The sequence below is a fragment of the Colwellia sp. D2M02 genome (genome assembly GCF_018860755.1).
In the GTDB taxonomy this organism is placed as follows: Bacteria; Pseudomonadota; Gammaproteobacteria; order Enterobacterales; family Alteromonadaceae; genus Colwellia; species Colwellia asteriadis.
On record NZ_JAHKPW010000005.1, the window covers coordinates 16,974 to 39,360 of the forward strand.

Consider the following 22,387-nt stretch of genomic DNA (forward strand, 5'->3'; position numbering starts at 1 on the left):
GCAGCTATTTTCCTAATTTCTTCGTTAAATTTACTTGCGAACGCTAGCAACTGACACGAAATTCTATTTCGTTATTACTAAAAGTCTCTAGCTAGAGAGTCCTCATCATAATTCAGGTTAGCTAAAGATTAATTGCATTATCTTTCGAAATGAAACACAATATAATCAAAGTGAAAGTTAACTGAAGATTTATTGATTAACCATGTCTAAAAGAAATACCCAACAACGTCGCCATAATATTATTTTAGATCTTAATATTCATGGTGAAGTTAGTGTAGAAGCACTTGCTAAGCATTTTGAAACATCAGAAGTGACTATCAGAAAAGATCTCGCTGCCCTAGAAAACAGCGGATTACTGTTAAGGCGTTATGGTGGTGCTATCGCATTACCCAGTGAAATAACCGAAGTGAAAGCAGAAAAGCTTTCACAACAAAAGCGCGCTATTGCAAAAAAAGCTGCCATGCTCATTCGTGATCATAACCGTATTATTATTGATAGCGGTCAAACAACCTCTGCTTTAGTGGCTGAGCTTACCCATAAAAAAGGCTTAGTAGTGATGACTAACGCCTTAAGTATCGCAAATGAAATTCATGCCTTAGAAAATGAACCAACCTTATTGATGACCGGAGGCACTTGGGATGCTAATTCTGAAGCATTTCAAGGGCAAGTTGCTGAGCAAGTATTGCGCTCGTACGACTTTGATCAACTCTTTATTGGTGCAGATGGTATCGACATTGAGCGTGGTACTACCACGTTCAATGAACTTATTGGTTTGAGTCGTGTCATGGCTGAAGTGGCGCGTGAAGTGATTGTGATGATTGAGTCGGGGAAAATAGCGAAAAAAATTCCTAACCTCGAACTTGCTTGGGAGCATATTCATACTGTGATCACCGACGACGGCCTGTCTGATGAAATGCAAGCTGCATTAATAAATCAGGGCGTTAAGCTCATTGTTGCCTAAACTAGTTATTAGTTTGGTATTCACCCCCTATTGAACAAGGAAAAATATTATGTGCGGTATAGTCGGTGCGGTAGCACAAAGAGATGTTGCAGAGATTCTAATTGAAGGACTTAAACGTTTAGAATACCGAGGTTACGATTCAGCAGGTATTGCTGCTATTGATCAAAATAACCAACTTATTTATGCGAAACGCTTAGGTAAAGTGCAAGAATTAGCACAAGCTTTACAAGATAACCCATTAGAGGGGAGTACAGGTATAGCACATACGCGCTGGGCTACACATGGATCACCAAGCGAAGTGAACGCTCACCCTCATATTTCTAATAGCACGATTGCCGTAGTACACAATGGTATTATTGAAAATCATCAAGCATTACGTAGTAAGTTACAAGGTTTAGGTTATGAGTTTTTATCGCAAACCGATACTGAGGTTATTACTCATCTTGTACATCATGAACTAAAAACAAATGATACGTTATTAAGTGCAGTGCAGCATGCGGTAAAACAGCTAGAAGGTGCTTACGGTACCGTTGTAATGGATAGTACCAATAAAAGTAGTGTAATAGTTGCCCGCTCAGGTAGCCCATTAGTGATTGGTCATGGTTTGGGGGAAAATTTTATCGCCTCAGACATAATGGCGTTATTACCAGTAACTCGTAAATTCTCTTATTTAGAAGAGGGCGATGTTGCCGAAGTTACTCGCTTTGCTGTGAATGTATTTGATATAAACGGTGTAGCGGTTGAGCGCCCAGCAAAAGAAGTTAATGTTTCGCATGATAGTGGTGATAAAGGTGAATATCGCCATTATATGCTTAAAGAAACATATGAGCAGCCGACCGCAATTCGTAATACTTTAGAAGGCCGTCTAGTCAATAATGAAATATGTACCCAAGCCTTTGGGGCTGGTGCAGACGAAATCTTTAAAACCATTGAACATGTACAAATAATTGCCTGTGGCACTAGTTATCATGCCGGTATGGTTGCTCGTTATTGGCTAGAGTCACTTGCAGGAGTTTCTTGTAATATTGAGATTGCCAGTGAGTTTCGTTATCGAAAATCATTTGTACCTAAAAACTCCTTGTTAGTCACTATTTCACAGTCTGGTGAAACCGCTGATACCTTAGCTGCGCTACGTTTAGCGAAAGAAATAGGTTACCAAGCTAGCTTAGTTATTTGTAATGTTGACGGCTCGTCATTAGTGCGTGAATCTGATCTCGCTTTTATGACTAAGGCTGGCGTGGAAATTGGCGTTGCATCGACTAAAGCATTTACAACACAACTGGTTGGCTTAATGTTAATGACACTCGCTATTGGTAAGCACCATGGCATGTCAGCAGATAAACAAGCTGAAATTGCTCAATCATTAATGTCACTACCAGCAAAACTTGATGAAGTATTAGCACTGGCAAGTGATATTGAAGGCTTAGCGGAAGACTTTGCTGATAAACATCATGCTTTATTTTTAGGTCGTGGTGATCAATACCCAATAGCAATGGAGGGCGCACTAAAGCTAAAAGAAATCTCATACATACACGCCGAAGCTTATGCGGCTGGCGAATTAAAGCATGGCCCACTGGCATTAATTGACGCTGAAATGCCAGTAATCGTGGTAGCTCCAAAAAATGATTTAATTGAAAAATTAAAATCAAATGTTGAAGAAGTACGTGCTCGTGGTGGTTTAATGTATGTTTTTGCCGACAGTGAAGCTAACTTTGCTAGTGATGAAACTATGACCGTAATAAATGTCCCCGTATGTGATGATTTAATTGCGCCAATTGTTTACACCTTACCGCTACAGCTGCTTTCTTATTATGTTGCCATTATAAAAGGCACTGACGTTGACCAACCGCGTAATTTAGCGAAATCGGTTACTGTAGAGTAAGCTCTATCGATTTCAGCACAATATAGCTAGCTATGATTACCGAATAACGACCACCTTGTTTACGAGTGTAAGCAAGGTGGTTTTTTTATGCTGTTGTTATTACTTCAATGGCTATCTATATAAATCTTCAATACCTCGTAAGGTCACTTATGCATTGCTGTAATTAATAGCTTTAGGTTTATCTTTAAATATTAACTAGGTAGTTAGAGTATGAAAAAACCGTAAATTATCATGCATAAAAATGAACTTTATTAATAATAACTTTATTTCTTAGTGGCTAGCTGTGTACTAATAGAATCTAAATGGTTATAGTTATCATTTGTATGTACGATCTTTTTATTGTTTGAGACTTAATCGATGTTAACTAAAAAAAATTTTTTAAAAGCGCCTATTGCAAGTGCTGTTATAGCCGCTTTTTGTTGTAGTAATGTATACGCTGAGCAAGTGGTTTCTGAGCCAAAAGAGAAAAAAATTGAAAGAATTACAGTTGTTGGAGCAACAACAAACTCAGAGATAACCCCAGAAGAATTAGAAAATTACCAAGCGAATGATTTAGAAGATATTTTTCGTCACACCCCTTCAGTGACTGTTGGTGGCTCGTTAGGTATTGCGCAAAAAATATTTGTTCGTGGTATGGAAGATTCAATGGTTAATGTAACGGTTGATGGCGCGCCGCAAACCAGTACTTTATTTCACCATATTGGTCGTGTTGCGATAGAACCTGAACTGCTACAAAGTGTTGAAGTACAAGCTGGCGCAGGTGAGGCAACATCAGGTACAGGTGCTGTTGGTGGTGCTATTCGCTTTAAAACAAAAAGTGCTGACAATTTATTACGTGCAGATGAAAAATTTGGTGGTATTGCCAAGGCTAGCTACTTTTCTAACGATGGCCACAAAGAAAGTATTTCGTTATACGGTAAGCTAACGGATGAGGTGGGTGTACTTGCTTCTTACGTGAATGTTAGCCGTAATAACATGGAAGATGGCGATGGTGCAGAAATTCCAGGCACAGCAGCAGATCAAACTCTAGGCTTTATTAAAGTAAATGCTGAAATTACCGAAAACCAAGAATTAACCGTAAGTTACGAAAATCGCCAAGAAGAAGGTGAGTTTGGTAAACAAACTAACTGGGCGCCGCTAGCAACCGATCCATTATTTAAGTCATGGGGCGAGCGTGAAACTATCGTCTTAAATCATGCTTGGTACTTAAATGATCTAGTAAACCTTGAAACAACCCTTTATAGCACAGAATCATCGTTTAAACGTGAGCTATACACATGGGATGCTACCATCAAAACGACAGGTTTTGATATACGCAACACGAGTGAAATAGGTATGCACTCAATTACTTATGGCATCGAGCGAAAAGTTGACGAAGTGCACTCGCAGTCTTATGAAGACTTTGGCGGTATTTTTGACGAAGAAGGCACAGTAACGGGAGTTTATGTACAAGATCACTGGCAATTAACCGATGATTTTTTACTTAGTTTTGGTGCACGCTATGATGCTTATGAACTTGACCATAACGGTATTGAAGCAAACTGGATCAAAGTAGATGGTAAATGGGTTATTGAAACCGATGCTAGCGGAACACCAGTTACTTCTAATTCAGAGTTTTCAACCGATAAACAAGACGGTTTTAGTGGCAATATTGGTTTTGAATATAGCTTTACCGATGCACTTAAACTTTCAGCAGGCTACGCACAAGCATTACGTGGTCGACAAGTTGCCGATGCTTTTACTGTTGGCGAGTTGTCTCACAACCCTGAACTTTCACCTGAAGACGTTGATAACACTGAGCTTGGTTTAGTGTATAACGATGGTACATGGTTATTTGAAGCATCTGTTTATTTAAGTGTTATCAACGATGTTGTTTTTGACAAATTTAAAGGTCGTGAAGGCGTATTTTACGAAAATATTGGGGATTTAGAAACTAAAGGTGTTGAACTGGTAGCTGGCTATCAGGGAGATAATTTTGATGTTATCGTTAGTTATAACCACAACAATGTTGAGTTAAATAACGCTGCATTTGTTTGGCCAGATGCAAATGACGCATCAGGATATAGTACTGTTGTGTTAGATGGTGTTGATATGGCTGCTTATGAATATGGTGGTTTGGGTAATGCCGTTGGTGACGCACTAAACATTAATTTTAATTATCATGTTAATGATCAAATTCAATTAGGTCTGAACTATAACCATGTTGCCAGCTTAAATGACATTGAAGTATTCCATCGTTCAATGGAACTCGGTTGGGTAACAGAGTTAGAAACCGTTAATAAACCAGGTTATAACTTATTTGATGCTTACGTAACCTACGAGCCAATTGACAACTTAAGGTTGGATTTGTCAGTACAAAACTTATTTGATGAATCATACCGTAGCCACGGCAGTGTTGCAGATTACGGGCATATTCCTGGCTATGAAGGGGTTGTTGGTATTAAAGAGCCTGGTCGAGATATACGTTTAACAGCGTCATATCAATTTTAATAAAGTGTAATGCGTTGGCTTAAATCAATGCATTCATACTTGTATAATTAGGTGCTCATAAAGTGTAGCTTTATGGGCACCTTATGCGTTTATAGCTTAGCTTATGAGTGATAGTGTTAACGCTCAGCAAAGGCTGAATGCTTATGCGGCTTATCCAAATAGTATGGAATCTCTAGGTAAAATATAAGTAACCGACAATGATATAAATCACATAAAAGCTTAACAAAGAGATCGCTTTGAGTCGGCTAACAGTATGGCTGAATAATAAAAAAAGCGTCAGTACTAGAGTAATTAAGAGTAAAGCCCATTGATCGAAGCTAGCAAAGCGACCATCAAATGAGATAGGAGATATTAAAGACGACACACCCAGAATGCCTAAAATATTAAAAATATTACTCCCCACCACATTACCAACCGCAACATCCATATGCTTACGTAATACAGCAACTAGCGATATCATAAACTCAGGTAAAGAAGTTCCTACAGCAACAAGTGTTAAGCCTATTAGCGCTTCAGACACGCCAAATTTGGTCGCTATTATTGTCGCCCCAGTAACAAACCATTGTGCGCCTAGTATTAAGAATATTAACCCTATTGTGATAGATAATATGATTAGATAGGTGTTGTGGGGACGACTGTGTAGCGCTTTACCTTCGTCTTGGTGAAGTTTTTGTGATGGGTTTTTTTGGTTTTTTTCTTTGAGAATAGTTAGTCCTAGGTAGGCGAACAGTGCCGTAATCATTAGCACCCCGGACAGCAGAGAAAAAGAGCCAGACAACCCCACTATTACGAGTAATGATGTTGCGCTTAGCATAACAATAGCGTCGCGCTTAAGTGCCAACGGCTTAAATGCCAAAGGAGTGATTAAAGCACAAGTACCAAGAATAAGCCCTATATTGCCAATATTACTGCCAATAATGTTACCTAAGGCAACAGAAGGGGTATTATTTAATACGGCATTAATTGACACAATTAACTCTGGCATTGAAGTGCCAAAGCCGACAATAATTAAGCCACTTAAAAATGGTGATACTTGAAGTTTATTCGCAGCAGACATTGCTCCACGTATTAGAAGCTCACCACCACTAAGTAGCATGATAAGCCCTGCAATAACCATGATGTAATTCATTCATTCACCTGAAGAAAGTTTTTTGCATTATATAGGGTAAGTTACAAAATTATGTGTTTTTTTTATAGGCTTTATCTCCTATAACTCCTATACTCGTTGCCAAATTAACCTTGACAATATTAAGCGCATATCTTTGTTTTCATTCATATCTACATTACTCTTAGCTGGGTTTTGGTTTCTCCTTGCAGAGGGTGACCTTGCGTCGCTATTAGTGGGTATTGTTTTCATTCCTTTAAGTGTTTTTGTGTCAGTAAAGCTTTCTGAAAAGGCGAATACTGCTCGTAGTGGTGCGCGTCTTCAGTTTATTAAAATCCCTAAGTTTGTTGGTTTTTTTTTATATCAGTCAATTAAAGGGGGTAAAGACACAGCATTACGTGCGTTTTCGTTGAACATGCAGTTACAACCTGAGTTTGTTCATTACCCTATTAAGCATATTCCCGCAGGCTTACCAATGAATTTATTTATGAATGTTGTCAGCTTATTACCTGGTTCAGTCGGTGTAATTAGAGAGCCAAATAGTGTGCTTGTCCATGTATTAGCAGTAACCGACCAGACACTCAATGAAATTTATGCGTGTGAGCTAATTGTGAGCGAACTATTTGGGTTAGATGTGTCGGCGCCTAAGCGTAACTCCATAACTAAAAAGGCTACTTGAGATGAACTATTTTTATATAGCAGTCGTTGTTACTTTGTTGTTGTGCTTAATTTTAGGGTTAATAAGAGTATTAGCGGGGCCCGATAATGCCAATCGTATGTTAGCGGCGCAATTATTTGGCACTATAGGTACAACCGTTGTTATTGTACTCTCTGTACTTCAACATAATGAAGAAATTACCAATGTTGCGCTTGTTTTTACGCTATTAGCATCAATCACTGTTGTTGCTTTTTTAAAGTTAGCTGAGCAACCCTTCGACTCGACAACAATAGATAGCAACAATGATGATCGTTAATATTTACACCATTTTTATGGTGTCACTCGGCTGTTTGTTCTTTATTGCAGGTACCTTGGGTTTGTTACGTTTTCCTGATGTATTTTGTCGATTACATGCATTAACTAAATCAGATAATTTAGGCTTAGGGTTAATTACTTTAGGCTTATTACCACAAGTAGACAGTGTTTCTATGGCGATAAAGATTTTACTGATTTGGGCATTATTACTTTTAACGAGTGCAACGAGTTGTCATTTGGTGGCTCGGCATGAACGGCGGAGACAGTTGAGTGAGCAAGCTGAAGGTCTACATAATAACCCACACAGCGAAGGAGGTAATGAACCGTGAATGTAGACTTATGGATTGACTTTTTATTATGCGTGTCTGTTTTAGTTATAGCGAGTTCAATTTTTTTAGTAAAGCAGTCGTTCACTGCTATCGTATTGTTTATTAGCTTAGGGCTCGTTATTACTTTGTGTTGGATACAGTTAAATGCTATTGATGTTGCTATCGCAGAGGCCGCTATTGGTGCTGGGCTAACTGGCGCCATGCTACTTGCAGCATGGCGAAAATTATCAATGGATAAAACCGCAGAAAAAACCATTGTAAAAACTGTTGAAAATACCAAGACAACAAAGCCACGAGGTGAGGTTTGAGTACTTTATTAAAGAGCCATCGGCAAGCTATAGAAAAAGCGATTATTGTTGGTTTGGTGGTTACTTTTATCATAACTCTCTTGTTAGCTTTGTTTAACCAACCAGTCCATGATAATAGTTTACAAGCGCTTGCTGTAGCGGATATTAATCAAACTGGTGTTACCAATATTGTTACTGCGGTGCTCTTAAACTATCGCGCCTACGATACTTTTATCGAATTTTCGGTTTTTTTATGTGTCGCCATTGCGGTACTTCCTTATATTCTTGAAGTACCTGTAGTGAAATTTCAATTACACACAGAATCCCAAGTATTACTTATCGCTAAAGCATTTATTCCGCTGACTATTGTTATGGCGGGTTACTTATTATGGATAGGCTCAAGCAAGCCTGGTGGTGCTTTTCAAGCAGCAGCATTACTAGCGGGCTGTTTAGTATTGTTATCGCTAGCGAATGTGAGGGTTATTGATTTTACTAAGCTAGGTTACCGTTTGTTAATGTCTTCGGGCGTGTTAGCGTTTTCAGTGGCAATACTATTGTTTTATCTCGAGTCACAAGCGTTTATAAAATTCCCCGTTGAGTTAGCTGGCGCAAGTATTTTAGCGATAGAGTTTTTTGCTACATTTGCGATTGCCCTAATATTGTTTCTTTGTTTTGAGTCTATTAATAAAGGGCATGCATAATGGAGTTAACACAAACTAATCTATACACCTTATGCGCCATATTGTTGTTGGCAATCGGCTTACTTGGTTTCCTCCTAAATACTGACTTTATCCGAAAAGTATTGGGGTTGAATATTATTGGTATTGCCATTTTTATGTTGTTACTTGCAGTGGCGAATACTTACCCAGCAGCGATAGATCCCATTCCTCATGCAATGGTACTTACGGGTATTATTGTTGCAGCTGCGGGCACGGCTTTAGGGCTTAATTTAGCGTCAAAAATAGCGAAATTTTCTCGAATAGTACAAAAAGAAGAAGTGATAACATCCGCCGAGTCATTGTCTGATAAAGCTTATATAACTAGCCCAAATAACACGCAAGAGAGAGGTTAACTTGTTAGATAGCCTTATAACAACTTTCGTTAGTACGTATTCAATTCCGGTTCTCATTGTTTTACCTGTGGTTATTGCGGTTATTTGCTTTGTGGTAGGTAACATTACTTTAAGCCGTATTGTTAGTGTCGTTAGTGGCATATTTCTTGTCATAACCTGTTTATTGCAGGCAGGTTATGTTTTACAACAAACCGCTGCTATTGAGCTTGTTGTTGGCAATTGGCAGCCACCATTAGGTATTCGGCTATCGGTTAATGAATTTAGTGCCATTATGCTATTAATGACTTCTACTATCGGTTTAGCAATCACTTTTTACAGTACCAAATACTTTAACAGTGATGATAAAGAAGTACGCTTTTGGCCATTATGGTGGTTTCTAATTACGGCGTTAAACGGTATTTTTATTTCATCTGATATTTTTAATACCTATATTATGCTCGAGCTACTGGGCTTAACTGCGGTTAGTTTAATTGCCATTCAAGGCACGCAGCAAGCATTACAAGCATCATTTCAATATTTACTAGTTGGGCTGTTTGGCTCATTAATGTACCTACTAGGTGTCGCTATTATTTATCGCACTTATGGGGTGCTTGATAACCAGTTGATTGCCAATATGGTTGAAAATAATCTTAGTATGCAATTAGCTTTGGTATTGATTACCTTAGGGATGATGATGAAGTGTGCGTTATTTCCCTTACATTTCTGGCTTCCCTCTGCGCACTCTAATGCTTCTGCGCCAGTGAGTGCGATGTTGTCGGCTTTAGTCGTGAAAGCGGCATTTTTTATATTATTTACATTTTGGTTTGAAATTTTAACTGCTGTTGTTACAACGGCGGCAGTAACAGTGATGGGGATTTTCGGTGCCATGGCTGTGATATATGGCTCGTATCGTGCTTTTACCTCGCCACGGTTAAAACAATTAATTGCTTATTCAACAGTGGCACAAATTGGCTATTTATTTCTCGCTTTCCCGCTAATGATTGCAACGCCTGAGTTAGCCAGAACAGCCGTTATTTACTTTATTGTTGCTCATGGTTGTGCCAAAGCGGCGATGTTTTTAGCTGCTGGCGTTATTCAAAAAACCATGGGTCACGATCAACTATCACAGCTGCAAGGTATTGCAACTAAGTTACCTTTGAGTATTTTTATTTTTGCAGTAACCAGCGCAAGCTTAATTGGTTTGCCACCTAGTGGTGGTTTTATTGCTAAATGGCTGTTACTAAATAATGCCGTGGAGGCGGATCAATGGTGGTGGGTTTTAACATTATTTATTGGTGGTTTATTAGCGAGTGCGTATTTATTTAGGGTACTGAACTTAGCTTTCACGACACCTGAAAATAAAGACGGATCTGAAGAAAAATTCCATACTGTTTCAATGGTTAGTGAAAGTAAACTGTTAGGTGCCGTGGGGCTATCTATTATCACTATTGTTATTGGGTTGAACGCGATGTGGTTAACTAACCTAATAACGAGTAGCTATTAAATGATACAAAAAAATCACCATAAAACCACTAATAGCTTTCAGGTAGTAAGAGGTCGGTCATTATGTTAAACCAGTGGTTGCCGCTTATTATATTAATTGTTGCGTTTGGTACTGGCATTTTTATGCTGGTTATTAACGAGAAAAGTGAAAGGTTAAGAACCTCTGTTAACTTAACCAGTGCTGCCGTTAATATCGTACTAATTGCAATGATGTTGCTAGGGGTTTCTCAAGGGGAAGTATTTGAAACACGCTTACCCTTACTACCCGATATTAACTTGGTTTTAAAAGCGGATGCCTTGTCATTGGCGTTTGTTACGCTTTCAGGCGTATTGTGGTTTTTTACCACAATTTATGCGGTAGGTTATTTTAAGCATGGTAAAAATCGTAGTCGTTTTTTTGGTTTTTTTAGTCTGTGCGTATTTTCAACGCTGGGTGTCGCCTTAGCGGGAAATTTAATTACATTTTTAATTTTTTATGAGTTACTTACTTTAGCGACATACCCGCTAATTGTACACAAAGGCAATGACGCTTCTTTAAGTTCAGGAAGAATCTACTTACGTTACACTATGATTGGTGGCGCAATTTTAATGGTTGGTGTGGTTTGGTTAAAATCTATTGCGGGCGCATTAGATTTTTCAACGCCGGACATTTTGCAAAATACTCCCAATATAGATCCAATGGTTATCACCATTATTTTTATCATGTTAATAATAGGGTTAGGTGTAAAAGCTGCCTTGTTCCCTCTACATGGTTGGCTACCTCGCGCTATGGCCGCTCCTGCTCCGGTTAGTTCTTTATTACATGCTGTTGCTGTTGTTAAAGCTGGGGCTTTTGGCATTATTCGAGTGGTGTACGATGTTTATGGTGTTGACTTAGCTAATTCACTTGGCGTTTTACAAGTACTGCTAATTATGGCTTGTATCACCATTATTTATGGTTCAGTAAGGGCTGTTTATCAAGATGATATTAAAAAGCGCTTAGCATATTCAACCGTAAGTCAGGTTTCCTATATTACTCTTGGTATTGCGTTAGCAGGTCCTATTGCAGCGGTTGGCGCTATTATGCACTTGGTGCACCAAGGATTGATGAAGATAACAATGTTTTTTTGTGCTGGCTTGCTTGCAGAAACTCATCATATTTACAAAGTAAGTGAATTAAACGGTATTGCTAAAAAAATGCCGATTACTATGACTGTTTTTACTATCGCTGTTTTAGGTATGATAGGGATACCACCAATCGCGGGCTTTGTTTCTAAATGGTATCTTGGCGTTGGTGCTATTGAGGCAGGTCATGCTTGGGTTATTGCAGTGTTGGCGGGTAGCAGTGTTTTGAATGCTATTTATTTTTTGCCACTAGTTTATCGAGCTTGGTTTGTTGAGCCTAGATTAAATGATAACGCTCATGCTGAGTTACCTGTTTCACCTAATAATTCGTGGTCGCTTGAAGCACACTGGATGATGCTGTTGCCACCTGTGGTAACTATTACTTTCGCTACATTAGCGGGACTATTTGCTCAGAGCCAATATAGTGCTTTGAGTTGGGCGACACTTATTGCCTCATCTGAATCGATAGGCTTTAGTCAAATCAGTAGTATGTTACAACCAATACTTTTAACAGTGCCAACATCAAACCTCTTGCTATGGTGTGTTGTACTGCCTTTTATTTTGGCGGCACTTCTCGCGTTACTCCCAAGGGTAACTCGACTAAATTATTTGATGCCCCTTTGTGCACTGCCTGCGGTTTATCTTGGTTTACAGCCAAGTGATCTTGTTCAAATAACTCCTTTTATGTTTTTTGGTAGCGAGTTGCTCCTTGATGACTTCAGTCAGGCATTTTTATTACTCGCAGGCATACTGTGGTTGTTGAGTTCAAGTTACGCGTTGTTTTATCCGCATATAGGTCGTAACAAGTCAGGCTTTGTCAGATTGTTTTGTATTGCCATGGGCAGTAGTTTTGGTGTGGTGCTTAGTGCTGATATGTTTGGGTTTATCACCTTCTTTACACTTATGAGTTTATCGTCTTATGTTTTGATTATTCGAGATAAAAGCGATGCTGCCATAACCGCTGCTAACGTATATATAAAATGGGTTATTGTTGGTGAAATTGCTATTTTTAGTGCATTTTGTGTTTTAAATTATATGGCGCTATCTCAACAAGTTGTTGTAACCCCTTTACTGCAGTTTACGGGGATAATGCTTGTTGTTGGCTTTGGTATTAAAATTGGGTTATTAGGTTTTCATTCATGGCTACCTTTAGCGCATCCTGTTGCAGCGGTACCAGCCAGTGCTTTGCTGAGTGGTTTTATGGTTAAGGCGGGTATGATTGGCTGGTTAAGGTTTTTTCCATTTGAATATAATCTTACCGTGAATAATGAAGTGATTTTTTATCATTTAGGTTTATTAACCCTTGGTCTAGGTATTAGTGGTGCGTTTTATGCTGCAATAAAAGGTATGTTGCAGCAAAACCCTAAAGCGGTATTAGCGTATTCAACAGTAAGTCAAATGGGGATATTGTCGGCTTGTTTTGGAGTAATGCTTGTTTTTCCTACTTTAAAAGAGGCTATGGTCATTGCGGTGGTGTTTTATGCTATTCATCACGGGTTGGCTAAATCTGCGTTGTTTTTATCTGTTGGTATTGCACCTCTCTTAAATACGAGAACTGAAGTTGCTCTTATAATACGAACTCTTACTTGCGTGGCTGTAATATTTCCAGCACTTTCGTTAGTAGGAATTGCCTTTACAAGCGGTTTTTTTGCTAAATCAGAGGTGAAGGCTTTATTGTATGATTTACCCTCTTTGAAATACGCCATTGTGATAAGCGCCGTGTTTACGGGGCTACTAATGTGTCGTTTTGTTGATAAACTTTATGCTAAAGCCCAACAGCAAGATATACATGAGCATAATGAACATCCTAATAATATTTATTATCCACTCTTAGCTATTTGTTTTGTGAATTGTATATTGGTGCTGTTGGCACCGCTTTATTTGCTGAGCGAGCAACATACAATATCAACGTTAATATCAAAAGTGACGATAAGCAGTGCGCTGCTCTCTATTATACCAATAGTGTTTTCATTATTAATATATAAAGGGGTAACTGCCCTTGGGTTTGACAAACGCGCTGGTTCAGCTAAGGATATGATATCGAATGTAAATACATTTAAACGGGAACTTCTTGTTAGCCATTTATTTAATAATATCGCCGTGAAACTTTCTACTCTTAATATATTCATTCGAGCCAAAGCTTATGTTGACGATAAATTGTCAGCTAAAGAGGTCATGCCGTTAAATATGCAATCTACTTATGTGTCATTAGTATTAATGGTTGTTTGTATGCTGCTGTTATTTTCTTTTGTGAGCTAATTACTGTCAGCATTAATCATTATTTTGTGTCAAGTGTGTTAGGTTGAGTAATTGTAGTAAAGCCATGCCCTACTAAGGATCTTACACCATGAAAATAACAAGCAAGTATTGCGCAGCAATGCTTTTCATTTTGCTGATATTCAACAAGCCTATATCTGCTGCTGAACCTGAGCAGCCTATTGCTGCCGACGCTATACAAGGGAAAATAATACAAGGGCAAATAATTTGGGGTGATTTATATACAGGTAATGTGCAAGCTTCATTAGATTTTTATACGGCCACGTTTGGCTGGACGACAAAAACCTTCGGGCAAGACAATACCCGGTATCACTTATTGTATGATGGTGATCAAGCCATTGCAGGCGTATTAAAACGGCCCACACAACGTAATAAAACCGAGAGCGCACTTTGGATTGGTAGTTTTGCTACAAATAACGTTCAGTTGGCCGTCAATAATGCCAGTAACAAGCAAGCAACCATTATGTTAGCGCCGCATAACTTTGCGTTATATGGAGAGCGTGCGGTTATTGCTGATCCTCAAGGGGCTATTGTGGCATTACTTGACCTTGATGAGAAAAAGCAATCACACCAAAACATTAGTGCTAAGTGGGACTGGGCACAGTTATTTAGCGTTAACACTCAAAAGGCCGCTGACTTTTATCGAGATGCATTTAGCTACAGCATCGAGCAGGTTGAGAATTACAAAGGTAGCTTTTATTTATTAAAACAAGAAATATTGAGAGCCAGTATTGTGAGTATTCCTGCGTCGTTCGAACAACGCGATCGCTGGGTGAATTTTGTAGTTGTGGATAATTTAGCTAAAACACTCGTTGCCGCAGATAAAAATGGTGCAGAAATAATTTACCAGCCTCAAGGAGCGCAAGTTGCAATTATTGTTGATCCTCAAGGAGCACTTTTAGGCCTTACTGAGCAGGAGAGTGAATAATGAAATTGATTAAAATTACGGTTATCTCTTTAGCTACTTTACTCATAAGCCTGACCTTATCGGGTTGTGAAAATACTCATGTTAGCGGCTCAATAAGTTACGGCATGGGAATTGGCGGCGGCTATCCAATGTATTATGGTTCGGGCTATCCACGCCATTCTAATGTGGTGGTAGTTAAACCACCAAGACAAGCAAGACCACGACCAAATAGACCTAGCACAAGGCCTGCACGAGTAGGCCGACGTTAATTTAAAGGGCTCGCCTATTAACAGTGAGTCCTGTCTTATTGCTCTCGTAATGCCGAATGATTACTTTATTATATTATATTCCTTATTTGTATATTGAACGTAAATCAGTTATAAAATGAATAGTGCTTATTAAAAAGAGGCTAGTCAATGTTAACTCGTTTATGCGTTTTTGGTATCTCACTTCTGTTAAGTCATACTGCTAGTGCTAATGAAAAGTTCATGATTAACTTTGAATTATTACAGGGTAAAACACAGTTAGAGCAAGGCTCATTACCTACGTCAAAAAAATTAGTTGGCTGGAATAAAGGTCGGCAGAAAAGCTATCTTCGCTTAAGTTGTAATCAGCAAGATAATGGTAACGCTGAAAAGTTACTTTCTACTATTGATCTATTTGACGGCTTAAAAATCACGCAAAAAACGTTGGGAGATTTAATTGAGCTAACTGTGGTGTTTAATAAGGTAACCTCAAGCAACTTAGCGATTAGGGCGTTAGAAAAAAATGAATGTGTTGAGCTGGCGCCAACCGTTGATACAATTACTGAAACCTATCGATTTGTAGCGCATAAAGGCCTTGAACAAGATCAACCATTTGGGCAATTTATGACCTTTAAAAGTAGTATTAAATAATCATAACCTGACCATGTAAAAAATTGAAAGTGCATTGCCATCTAAAGCCTTTATAATAAAAGCCTCTTAGTAGCAATTACACGGATAGGCTTATGTCTCAGCATACCGCGCAAGTTCTTTGGCAACGTGCCAGTAATGAAAATTTCATCGATAATAAATACAGTAGAGCACATCAATGGAACTTTGATGGTGGTATTAACGTTGCCGCATCACCTTCGCCACTCGTTGTTCCAGCCCCTTATTCTGTCGCTGATAATGTTGACCCTGAAGAGGCTTTTATTGTCTCATTATCTAGCTGCCATATGTTGTTTTTTTTAACGATCGCTGCCAAGCAGAAGTTTATCGTCGATGAGTATATTGACGATGCTATTGGAGTGATGTCAAAAAACGAAGCAGGAAAAGTGGCTATGACAACCGTAACATTACGCCCCAAAATTACTTTTTCAGGAGCATTAAAGCCAACACGAGTTGAGCTTGAAAGTATGCATCATCAAGCGCATGAACAATGTTTTATTGCTAACTCCGTTAATACCAAAGTTGTGACAGAAGTGATTATGTAACTGAGTTGTCAATTGATCATGTTATTGTGGCACTTTTACTGTGCTAATAATAAAAGTACCACAATGCACCTACCCAGTATGAGTTATTTGCAGTACAGATCTTTATTTTGCCAACCTTTGCTCTTTTAAATTTAGGCGTTTATGTGAACTAAATACTCGCCTATGTTCGTCACCTTTTGTTAAGTATGCGTCCATTTCAACAGTGAAAAGTGATGAAGGGTAAATTTCTAAAATACCGTATTCGCCTAAGCTTGCAGACAGTAAGGCAACTTTGCCGTTGGCAGTGAAACTTTTATCAAAATCTTTAAAGTCGCCATTAATATATAGCTTTGCGCCATGAAACCATGAGTTGGTGATTTTGACTTTGTGGCCTTTCACCGTAAATGTAAATTCTTTTCTCATTAAGTACCTCTCAGTCTAAAAATTCATCGCTCTGACAAAATTGAGTGTGATTAGCCTTATAGTCTTAGCTTTCAGGGTTTTATTACAAAGAAGATGGCGATATAGCGCTTTTATTTATGTCGAATTACCAAATTCCTTTCGCGAGACAACGACTTTTTACCACATCATTATTGTTTTTTTGTAATTGCGCTATTTTTTTAGTGCGAGTACATTCCCATTGTTCTACGGGGTACATTTTATCCCACGCTATCATGAGTTGGCGTTGCTGCTTACTCATATTAAACGCTTCATAGGTAGCGTCCATGTACAAATAAGTGCGAGATATTGCACCACGGGCAATAACGGGAGGCTCTGCTTTGCGTTGTTCTATTTTCATTTGGCAGCTACCAAAACTACTTGGAGTCGTAGGTAGCATAGTGAAATTATAATTACTGCGTAATGCGTTTACCGCGCCTATAGCGGGATATAAATTAAACATGTCAGCCTGTAAATAACGATACTGTTCATTTATTTTTTCAGCGCAACGTCGGCCTTTATAGGTTTTACCTTTGCTGGTAACACATTGATTGTCGCCTACGCGCCACTCTTTGAAGGCTCGACCAAAATTTTCTGCGGGTACTATATGTTCCCACTCTATTCTTGCGGCACGTTTTTTATGTTTAGTGGCGCTAAAGCCTGATGGCAAGGCTACCTTTTTGTCAGCGCTGAAACTAGCGTCACAATAAAGCGTTTTACGGTTGTCGGGATAGACTTCACGCTCAAGTATTTTTTTTGCTTGATTAAAGGATTGAATCGACTGGTTGGAAGCAAAACTGGTAACCGTAAAAAGCAGTAATAGTACAGGTGACAGTGCAGATAATAGTGTCAGAATAAATTTCATGAATGTTTATCGTTATTATTTTTATCGTGCGACAACATTAAAGGATATTACGCGTACAAGCGTTATATCGTAGACATTGTCTTTATTATTGTTAGGCGTGAAATATATTACATTGTTGCCTGTGATGCTAGCGATTGCAGCAAGCAAATTAGTTAACTCGGATTCAGGTTAAATACTAATGCTCACCACTGAATCATTCTGCGTTACTTTAATAAGTTCAATTTATTTACTAATAATATTGCAAATGATAACCATTATCATTACTATGTCGGCATTGTTAAAGTCAGGTGACTTTCTTATTAAAAATCAGGAGTGATGTGTGTCTATTTCTAACCGTTTTACCCGTTCTATTTTGTCAAAAGCTGTGGCGCTTGCTGCAACTACATTAGCACTTAATGCTTATGCAGAAGCTGAAACATCGACTAAATCTTTAGCAAAAACTACAGTAAGCAGCGAGTCGTCATCTGAGTTTAAAAAAGAAAAAGTGTCGAATCATAAAATAACCACATCGCTTCTAGATACTGCAAAAACTATCAGTGTTATTGATGCTAAAGTACTTTCAAACCAAGGTGTTACTAGTTTAAATGATGCTTTACGCAATGTTACGGGTGTTTCTACATTTGGTGCAGGTGAGGGTGGCGGTGGTAATGTAACCACCAGTGATAAAATAACCATTCGTGGTTTTAGTGCTAACGGCAATATTTATATAGATGGTATTCGAGATATTACCGGTTATTCACGCGATTTATTTAATACTGAACAAGTTGAAGTGTCGAAAGGTGCTAGCTCAAGCATTACTGGTAAAGGTTCTGCTGGCGGTACAGTAAATATGGTCACCAAAAAAGCGACGTTAGATGACTTTGCTAATGTTAATGCTTTATTAGATGATGCCGACACTAAGCGCTTAACTGCTGATATTAATACTAAGCTCGGTGATAGTACCGCTTTACGTATAAATGGCTTAGTCACCGATGGCGGCGACCCACTTGATAATGGTATTGAAACATACCAAACCTTAGCAATTGCGCCATCTATTTATCATGAGTTTAGCGACAAAACCACCATGACCATTGATGCATTATTGATGAAGCAAGATAATACGCCAACATTGGGCTTACCTTACGTTTCACCGGAAACGGGTAGGGAGTTAGGTATTGCCAGCCCATTAGATACTTCACTTTGGGGTAACTTTTACGGCAATAAAGAACGTGATTTCGAAGATGTTAATATTAATATTGCCACGTTAGTGATTGAGCATCAGTTTTCAGATAGCTTAAGTTTAATTAACCAAACACGTATTGCCAGTAGCGATAAAAAGTCTGTAACCGGTCGTCCGATGTTACGTCGTGTTGCTTACGATAGAGAGACCAGAAAAGGGACTTATTCAAATGAATATGATGCCGGTTACACCTTGAATATTGATACTGAAGATACCTTATTTGTTAACCAGTTAGATTTGCTAAGTAACTTTTCAACGGGCGATATTGATCATAATTTAGTAGTAGGTTTAGAGCTTTATCAAGAGGAAAAAACTAATTATCGTTTATCAGACGATATTGAGTTAGAGAATAAATACTTACCGATTGATCAACCTAACCCTTATCAATCATATACAGGTTCGGTACATCGTGACCTTGCGCCTAGTGAAGTTGAAGGCACAGGCGCGGCACTTTATGCCTTAGATACAATCACGTTAAATGAGCAGTGGTTATTAACCCTAGGTGCGCGCTTTGAAGATTATACTGCAAAAGGCTCTAACTATGTGCGCCAAGAAGTTAATGGTGAAAGAGTATATGTAGTAAAATCAGGTTTAGAAGCAGACTCTAGCTTTGTTAGCTGGAATAGCGCCTTAAACTACAAACCAACAGAGCAGTCTAGCATTTATGTCTCTTTTGCTAACTCACAAGACCCTGCTGCTGGCGATATGGCTTTTCCGCGTCGTGAAGCTGAAAGTGAGCTTGACCCGCAAGAGTCTATTAACTTTGAGTTAGGCGCTAAAATTGACTTGTTTGACGGCAATTTACAGCTAGCCACGGCGTATTTCTCTACCACTAAAACGGTGACCGATCGAAACGATAAGGGTGAAACTTTCTTATCGGGCGAACAAGAAGCCACAGGTTTCGAGCTGAGTGTAAACGGTATGCTTAATGAGAATTTCAGCATTTTAGCTGGCTATACTCATCAAGACACCGAAGTAACTAAAGATTTCACGCCAGAATCTGTGGGTAATGGCTTATCAGCAGCACCAGAAAACAGTGCGAATATTTGGTTGCAGTATCAGCAACAAGCATTAACCCTAGCATTAGGTGCACAATACTCGTCGGGCAACACCTACTGGCGTCGTAATACAGCTTATTATGAAACAGGCAGTAGTACTATTTTACAAGCAATGGCCGCTTACCAAGTTACTAAAGCCCTGCAGGTACAATTTAATGTTGATAACCTCACTGACGAAGAGTACGTTACTGATTACAGTGCCCGTGGTCACTTTCGCCCAGGTGCACCGCGTGTGATGAAACTCTCAGCAACTTATGCTTTCTAAGCGGTTAAGCTGACAATAAAATTAATAACTGAATAAATACAGGAGCTAAAACCAGCAGGTTTAGCTCCTTTTTTAGGATAAGTTTATAAGGAGTAATATGTGTTAGTTAAATTAGAGCAAGTACTAAGCCAGGCGCAAGTGCTTGAAGCGCAAACAATGCTAACGCAGGCAGAATGGGTTGACGGTAAAACTACCGCTGGGCATTTAGCGCTCGATTGTAAAAATAATTTACAGTTACCACCTGACAGTGAAACCGCTCGCCAATTAGGAGATTTTATTCTCGCGCGTTTGCATGACCACCCTTTATTTAATAGCGCAGCATTAGTGAATAAGGTTTTGCCACCCATGTTTAATTGTTATCAAAGTGCAGGGGAGTTTGGCAACCATATTGATAACGCGATTCGTTTTGTGCCAAATAGCGCCATTAAAATACGCACTGATATTTCAATTACCGTGTTTTTTTCTGAGCCTGAGAGTTATCAGGGGGGCGAGTTAATTATTGAAGACACTTACGGGCAGCAATCGGTAAAATTAAAAGCCGGTGATGCGGTATTATACCCCTCAACCAGCACCCATCGCGTTACACCGGTAACCAAAGGCAGACGATTAGCTTCATTTTTTTGGATTCAAAGTTTAATTCGTCGTGATGATCAGCGCCGAATACTTTTTGACTTAGACCAAAGCATTCAACGCTTAACCGCGGCTAAGCAAAGTAGTGAAGAAGTAATAAAACTCAGTGGTATTTACCATAATTTATTACGTCAATGGAGCGAAACCTAAAATGGGAGCGTCATAAAATATAAGGCGGGTAAAGATATCGGCCTATTTAACGTTCCTATTTCATTGCTCTATTTCATGGTTAAGTAACACGGCGAGCATACTCCAAAGTATTATATTAAAGCCACTTAATTAGTCTTCGCTGTTGTCACAAAGCCTGCCTCACTCACCCTTGAGTTCATTACAATAAATCATTATTAATGAGTTTATTGAGTTATATTGCTGAAAAACCCCAGTAATCCCCAAATTAGCGTAATAATTTAAGCCTTGTGATTCCTAAAGCTATGAAAGTGTGTGATATTAATAAAATTATGAGACGGGCAAGTTTATATAACAAGTCATTTTAGTAGGGTTAATAATAGTTGGCTTTGCTTTGTCGTCGTTTTTTTACCAACTATTATTTGTCTCTTATGCGGTTGTTATATTTTTTGGAGTGAGGATTAGATGAATCTTGAGGACTTAAAAATTTTAGCCCCTCTTATAGTTGGCTTCTTTGGTGCAGCATTTGGTGCTTATTTCACTTTGTCTCGCTTTAAGAAAGAAAAAGTTTGGGATGAAAAAAGAGAACTCTACAGTAGAGTGATTACAGCGTTAGAAGATATTTCTTATTGGGCTGAGCAAGTTCGCTCTGAGCATTGCTGTGAGTACAGTAGTCGCCCAGAATCGAATGTAGACGCGTCAATGAGAGAAATACAAAAGTTGACAGTGACAGGCAGGTTGATTATGCATGACGAGTTTTATGACCTTCTAGTCTCAGTACATCAAGCTATTCAAACTGAAATGTTTAGGTTACATGAGGCAGCGCAAGAAGCATTTGATAATTCTCAGTCTGAGCATTTATTCAGGCACGCAGTAATAATCCGAGATCTTGCTGAAGAGTATTTACCAAAGTTAATAAAAGCCGCAAAACGTAATTTACCGAAACGAACATAACAAACTCAACAAGGACGTTATGAAAATATTAATTATTTTAGTGTTACTTTCCACCCAAGTTATGGCAGATAAGTCTAAAGATTTAGCTCACGTGGTTTATGTTGCAGCAATGCAAATTGATGATGGAAGTTGGTGTTTCAAAACCTCTGTAAAACATAACGATCAAGGCTGGGAGCATTATGCAGATGGTTGGCAAGTTACTGACTTAAAAGGTGTCCAATTAGGGTATCGTGAAATAACTCACCCACATGTTAACGAGCAGCCTTTTACTAGGCGCCAATGTGAAATAAAAATTCCAGTAGAAATTAATAAGGTTATTGTTAGAGCAAGAAATAATACAAACGGATATGGTGGGCAAACTGTAGAGGTAGACTTAAATAATATTGAATCTACTAAATATTCTGTTAAACGATGGGACTTTTAAGTCAGACTCGTAATTTTTTATCAGCTTTGCTTTGCTCAAGTTTAGCCCCCATCATTTGCCTATTTGGGGCTGTTATTTTACCCTCGGCTGTTATACGCTTGAAG

The 22,387-nt window shown here is 38.7% G+C and carries 22 protein-coding genes; 19 read left to right on the forward strand and 3 right to left on the reverse strand.

Going from position 1 to position 22,387, the window contains the following annotated elements; translation table 11 throughout:
* The first annotated feature begins 202 nt into the window (after positions 1-202).
* The 3 genes from KO495_RS00525 (at position 203) to KO495_RS00535 (ending at position 5,333) form a co-directional block, all read left to right on the forward strand.
* Positions 203-961, forward strand: coding sequence for a DeoR family transcriptional regulator (locus KO495_RS00525; protein ID WP_215978441.1), 759 nt, complete (start codon positions 203-205; stop codon positions 959-961).
* 49 nt (positions 962-1,010) lie between these two features.
* Complete coding sequence (gene glmS, locus KO495_RS00530; protein ID WP_215978442.1) at positions 1,011-2,843, forward strand: glutamine--fructose-6-phosphate transaminase (isomerizing); 1,833 nt, start codon at positions 1,011-1,013, stop codon at positions 2,841-2,843.
* 357 nt (positions 2,844-3,200) lie between these two features.
* On the forward strand, positions 3,201-5,333 hold the full coding sequence (locus tag KO495_RS00535; protein WP_215978443.1) for a TonB-dependent receptor: 2,133 nt from the start codon (positions 3,201-3,203) through the stop codon (positions 5,331-5,333).
* A gap of 172 nt (positions 5,334-5,505) precedes the next feature.
* On the opposite strand, the gene KO495_RS00540 is transcribed toward KO495_RS00535, so the two are convergent.
* Complete coding sequence (locus KO495_RS00540; RefSeq protein ID WP_215978444.1) at positions 5,506-6,462, reverse strand: calcium/sodium antiporter; 957 nt, start codon at positions 6,460-6,462, stop codon at positions 5,506-5,508.
* 133 nt (positions 6,463-6,595) lie between these two features.
* On the opposite strand from KO495_RS00540, the gene KO495_RS00545 reads away from it, so the two are divergent.
* From KO495_RS00545 to KO495_RS00605, 12 genes are all read left to right on the forward strand, one after another.
* On the forward strand, positions 6,596-7,117 hold the full coding sequence (locus tag KO495_RS00545; RefSeq protein ID WP_215978445.1) for a Na+/H+ antiporter subunit E: 522 nt from the start codon (positions 6,596-6,598) through the stop codon (positions 7,115-7,117).
* Between the two features lies 1 nt (position 7,118).
* Positions 7,119-7,412: a monovalent cation/H+ antiporter complex subunit F gene (locus tag KO495_RS00550; RefSeq protein ID WP_215978446.1), complete on the forward strand. Its 294-nt coding sequence runs from the start codon at positions 7,119-7,121 to the stop codon at positions 7,410-7,412.
* Entirely contained in the window at positions 7,399-7,740 is a 342-nt protein-coding gene (locus KO495_RS00555) for a monovalent cation/H(+) antiporter subunit G (protein WP_215978447.1), read from the forward strand. Before KO495_RS00550 ends, KO495_RS00555 begins: the two co-directional genes overlap by 14 nt.
* A complete protein-coding gene (locus KO495_RS00560) occupies positions 7,737-8,048 on the forward strand; it encodes a DUF4040 domain-containing protein (protein ID WP_215978448.1) in 312 nt (103 codons plus the stop codon). The genes KO495_RS00555 and KO495_RS00560 overlap by 4 nt, the downstream gene beginning before the upstream one ends.
* Positions 8,045-8,728, forward strand: coding sequence for an MnhB domain-containing protein (locus KO495_RS00565; protein WP_215978449.1), 684 nt, complete (start codon positions 8,045-8,047; stop codon positions 8,726-8,728). Before KO495_RS00560 ends, KO495_RS00565 begins: the two co-directional genes overlap by 4 nt.
* Entirely contained in the window at positions 8,728-9,099 is a 372-nt protein-coding gene (locus tag KO495_RS00570; protein WP_215978450.1) for an NADH-quinone oxidoreductase subunit K, read from the forward strand. The genes KO495_RS00565 and KO495_RS00570 overlap by 1 nt, the downstream gene beginning before the upstream one ends.
* A gap of 1 nt (position 9,100) precedes the next feature.
* Positions 9,101-10,582 (forward strand): proton-conducting transporter membrane subunit, encoded by a 1,482-nt coding sequence (locus KO495_RS00575; protein WP_215978451.1) that lies wholly within the window; start codon positions 9,101-9,103, stop codon positions 10,580-10,582.
* 62 nt (positions 10,583-10,644) lie between these two features.
* Complete coding sequence (locus KO495_RS17460; protein WP_252738724.1) at positions 10,645-13,944, forward strand: proton-conducting transporter membrane subunit; 3,300 nt, start codon at positions 10,645-10,647, stop codon at positions 13,942-13,944.
* A gap of 88 nt (positions 13,945-14,032) precedes the next feature.
* Positions 14,033-14,890, forward strand: a complete 858-nt coding sequence (locus KO495_RS00590; protein WP_215978452.1) for a VOC family protein — start codon at positions 14,033-14,035, stop codon at positions 14,888-14,890.
* Positions 14,890-15,138: a hypothetical protein gene (locus KO495_RS00595; protein WP_215978453.1), complete on the forward strand. Its 249-nt coding sequence runs from the start codon at positions 14,890-14,892 to the stop codon at positions 15,136-15,138. Before KO495_RS00590 ends, KO495_RS00595 begins: the two co-directional genes overlap by 1 nt.
* A gap of 147 nt (positions 15,139-15,285) precedes the next feature.
* A complete protein-coding gene (locus tag KO495_RS00600) occupies positions 15,286-15,765 on the forward strand; it encodes a hypothetical protein (RefSeq protein ID WP_215978454.1) in 480 nt (159 codons plus the stop codon).
* 92 nt (positions 15,766-15,857) lie between these two features.
* Entirely contained in the window at positions 15,858-16,325 is a 468-nt protein-coding gene (locus tag KO495_RS00605) for an OsmC family protein (protein WP_215978455.1), read from the forward strand.
* Between the two features lie 102 nt (positions 16,326-16,427).
* Here the strand turns inward: KO495_RS00605 and KO495_RS00610 are convergent, their stop codons facing one another.
* Complete coding sequence (locus tag KO495_RS00610) at positions 16,428-16,727, reverse strand: hypothetical protein (protein WP_215978456.1); 300 nt, start codon at positions 16,725-16,727, stop codon at positions 16,428-16,430.
* A 124-nt stretch (positions 16,728-16,851) separates the two neighbouring features.
* Entirely contained in the window at positions 16,852-17,607 is a 756-nt protein-coding gene (locus tag KO495_RS00615; RefSeq protein ID WP_215978457.1) for an endonuclease, read from the reverse strand.
* 319 nt (positions 17,608-17,926) lie between these two features.
* On the opposite strand from KO495_RS00615, the gene KO495_RS00620 reads away from it, so the two are divergent.
* The 4 genes from KO495_RS00620 to KO495_RS00635 all read left to right on the forward strand — a co-directional run bounded on the left by KO495_RS00620 (position 17,927) and on the right by KO495_RS00635 (position 22,283).
* Positions 17,927-20,149 (forward strand): TonB-dependent siderophore receptor, encoded by a 2,223-nt coding sequence (locus tag KO495_RS00620; RefSeq protein WP_215978458.1) that lies wholly within the window; start codon positions 17,927-17,929, stop codon positions 20,147-20,149.
* Positions 20,150-20,248: 99 nt separating this feature from the next.
* Positions 20,249-20,929, forward strand: coding sequence for a Fe2+-dependent dioxygenase (locus KO495_RS00625; RefSeq protein WP_215978459.1), 681 nt, complete (start codon positions 20,249-20,251; stop codon positions 20,927-20,929).
* Positions 20,930-21,370: 441 nt separating this feature from the next.
* A complete protein-coding gene (locus tag KO495_RS00630; protein ID WP_215978460.1) occupies positions 21,371-21,859 on the forward strand; it encodes a hypothetical protein in 489 nt (162 codons plus the stop codon).
* A gap of 19 nt (positions 21,860-21,878) precedes the next feature.
* Complete coding sequence (locus tag KO495_RS00635; RefSeq protein WP_215978461.1) at positions 21,879-22,283, forward strand: hypothetical protein; 405 nt, start codon at positions 21,879-21,881, stop codon at positions 22,281-22,283.
* Positions 22,284-22,387 lie beyond the last annotated feature (104 nt).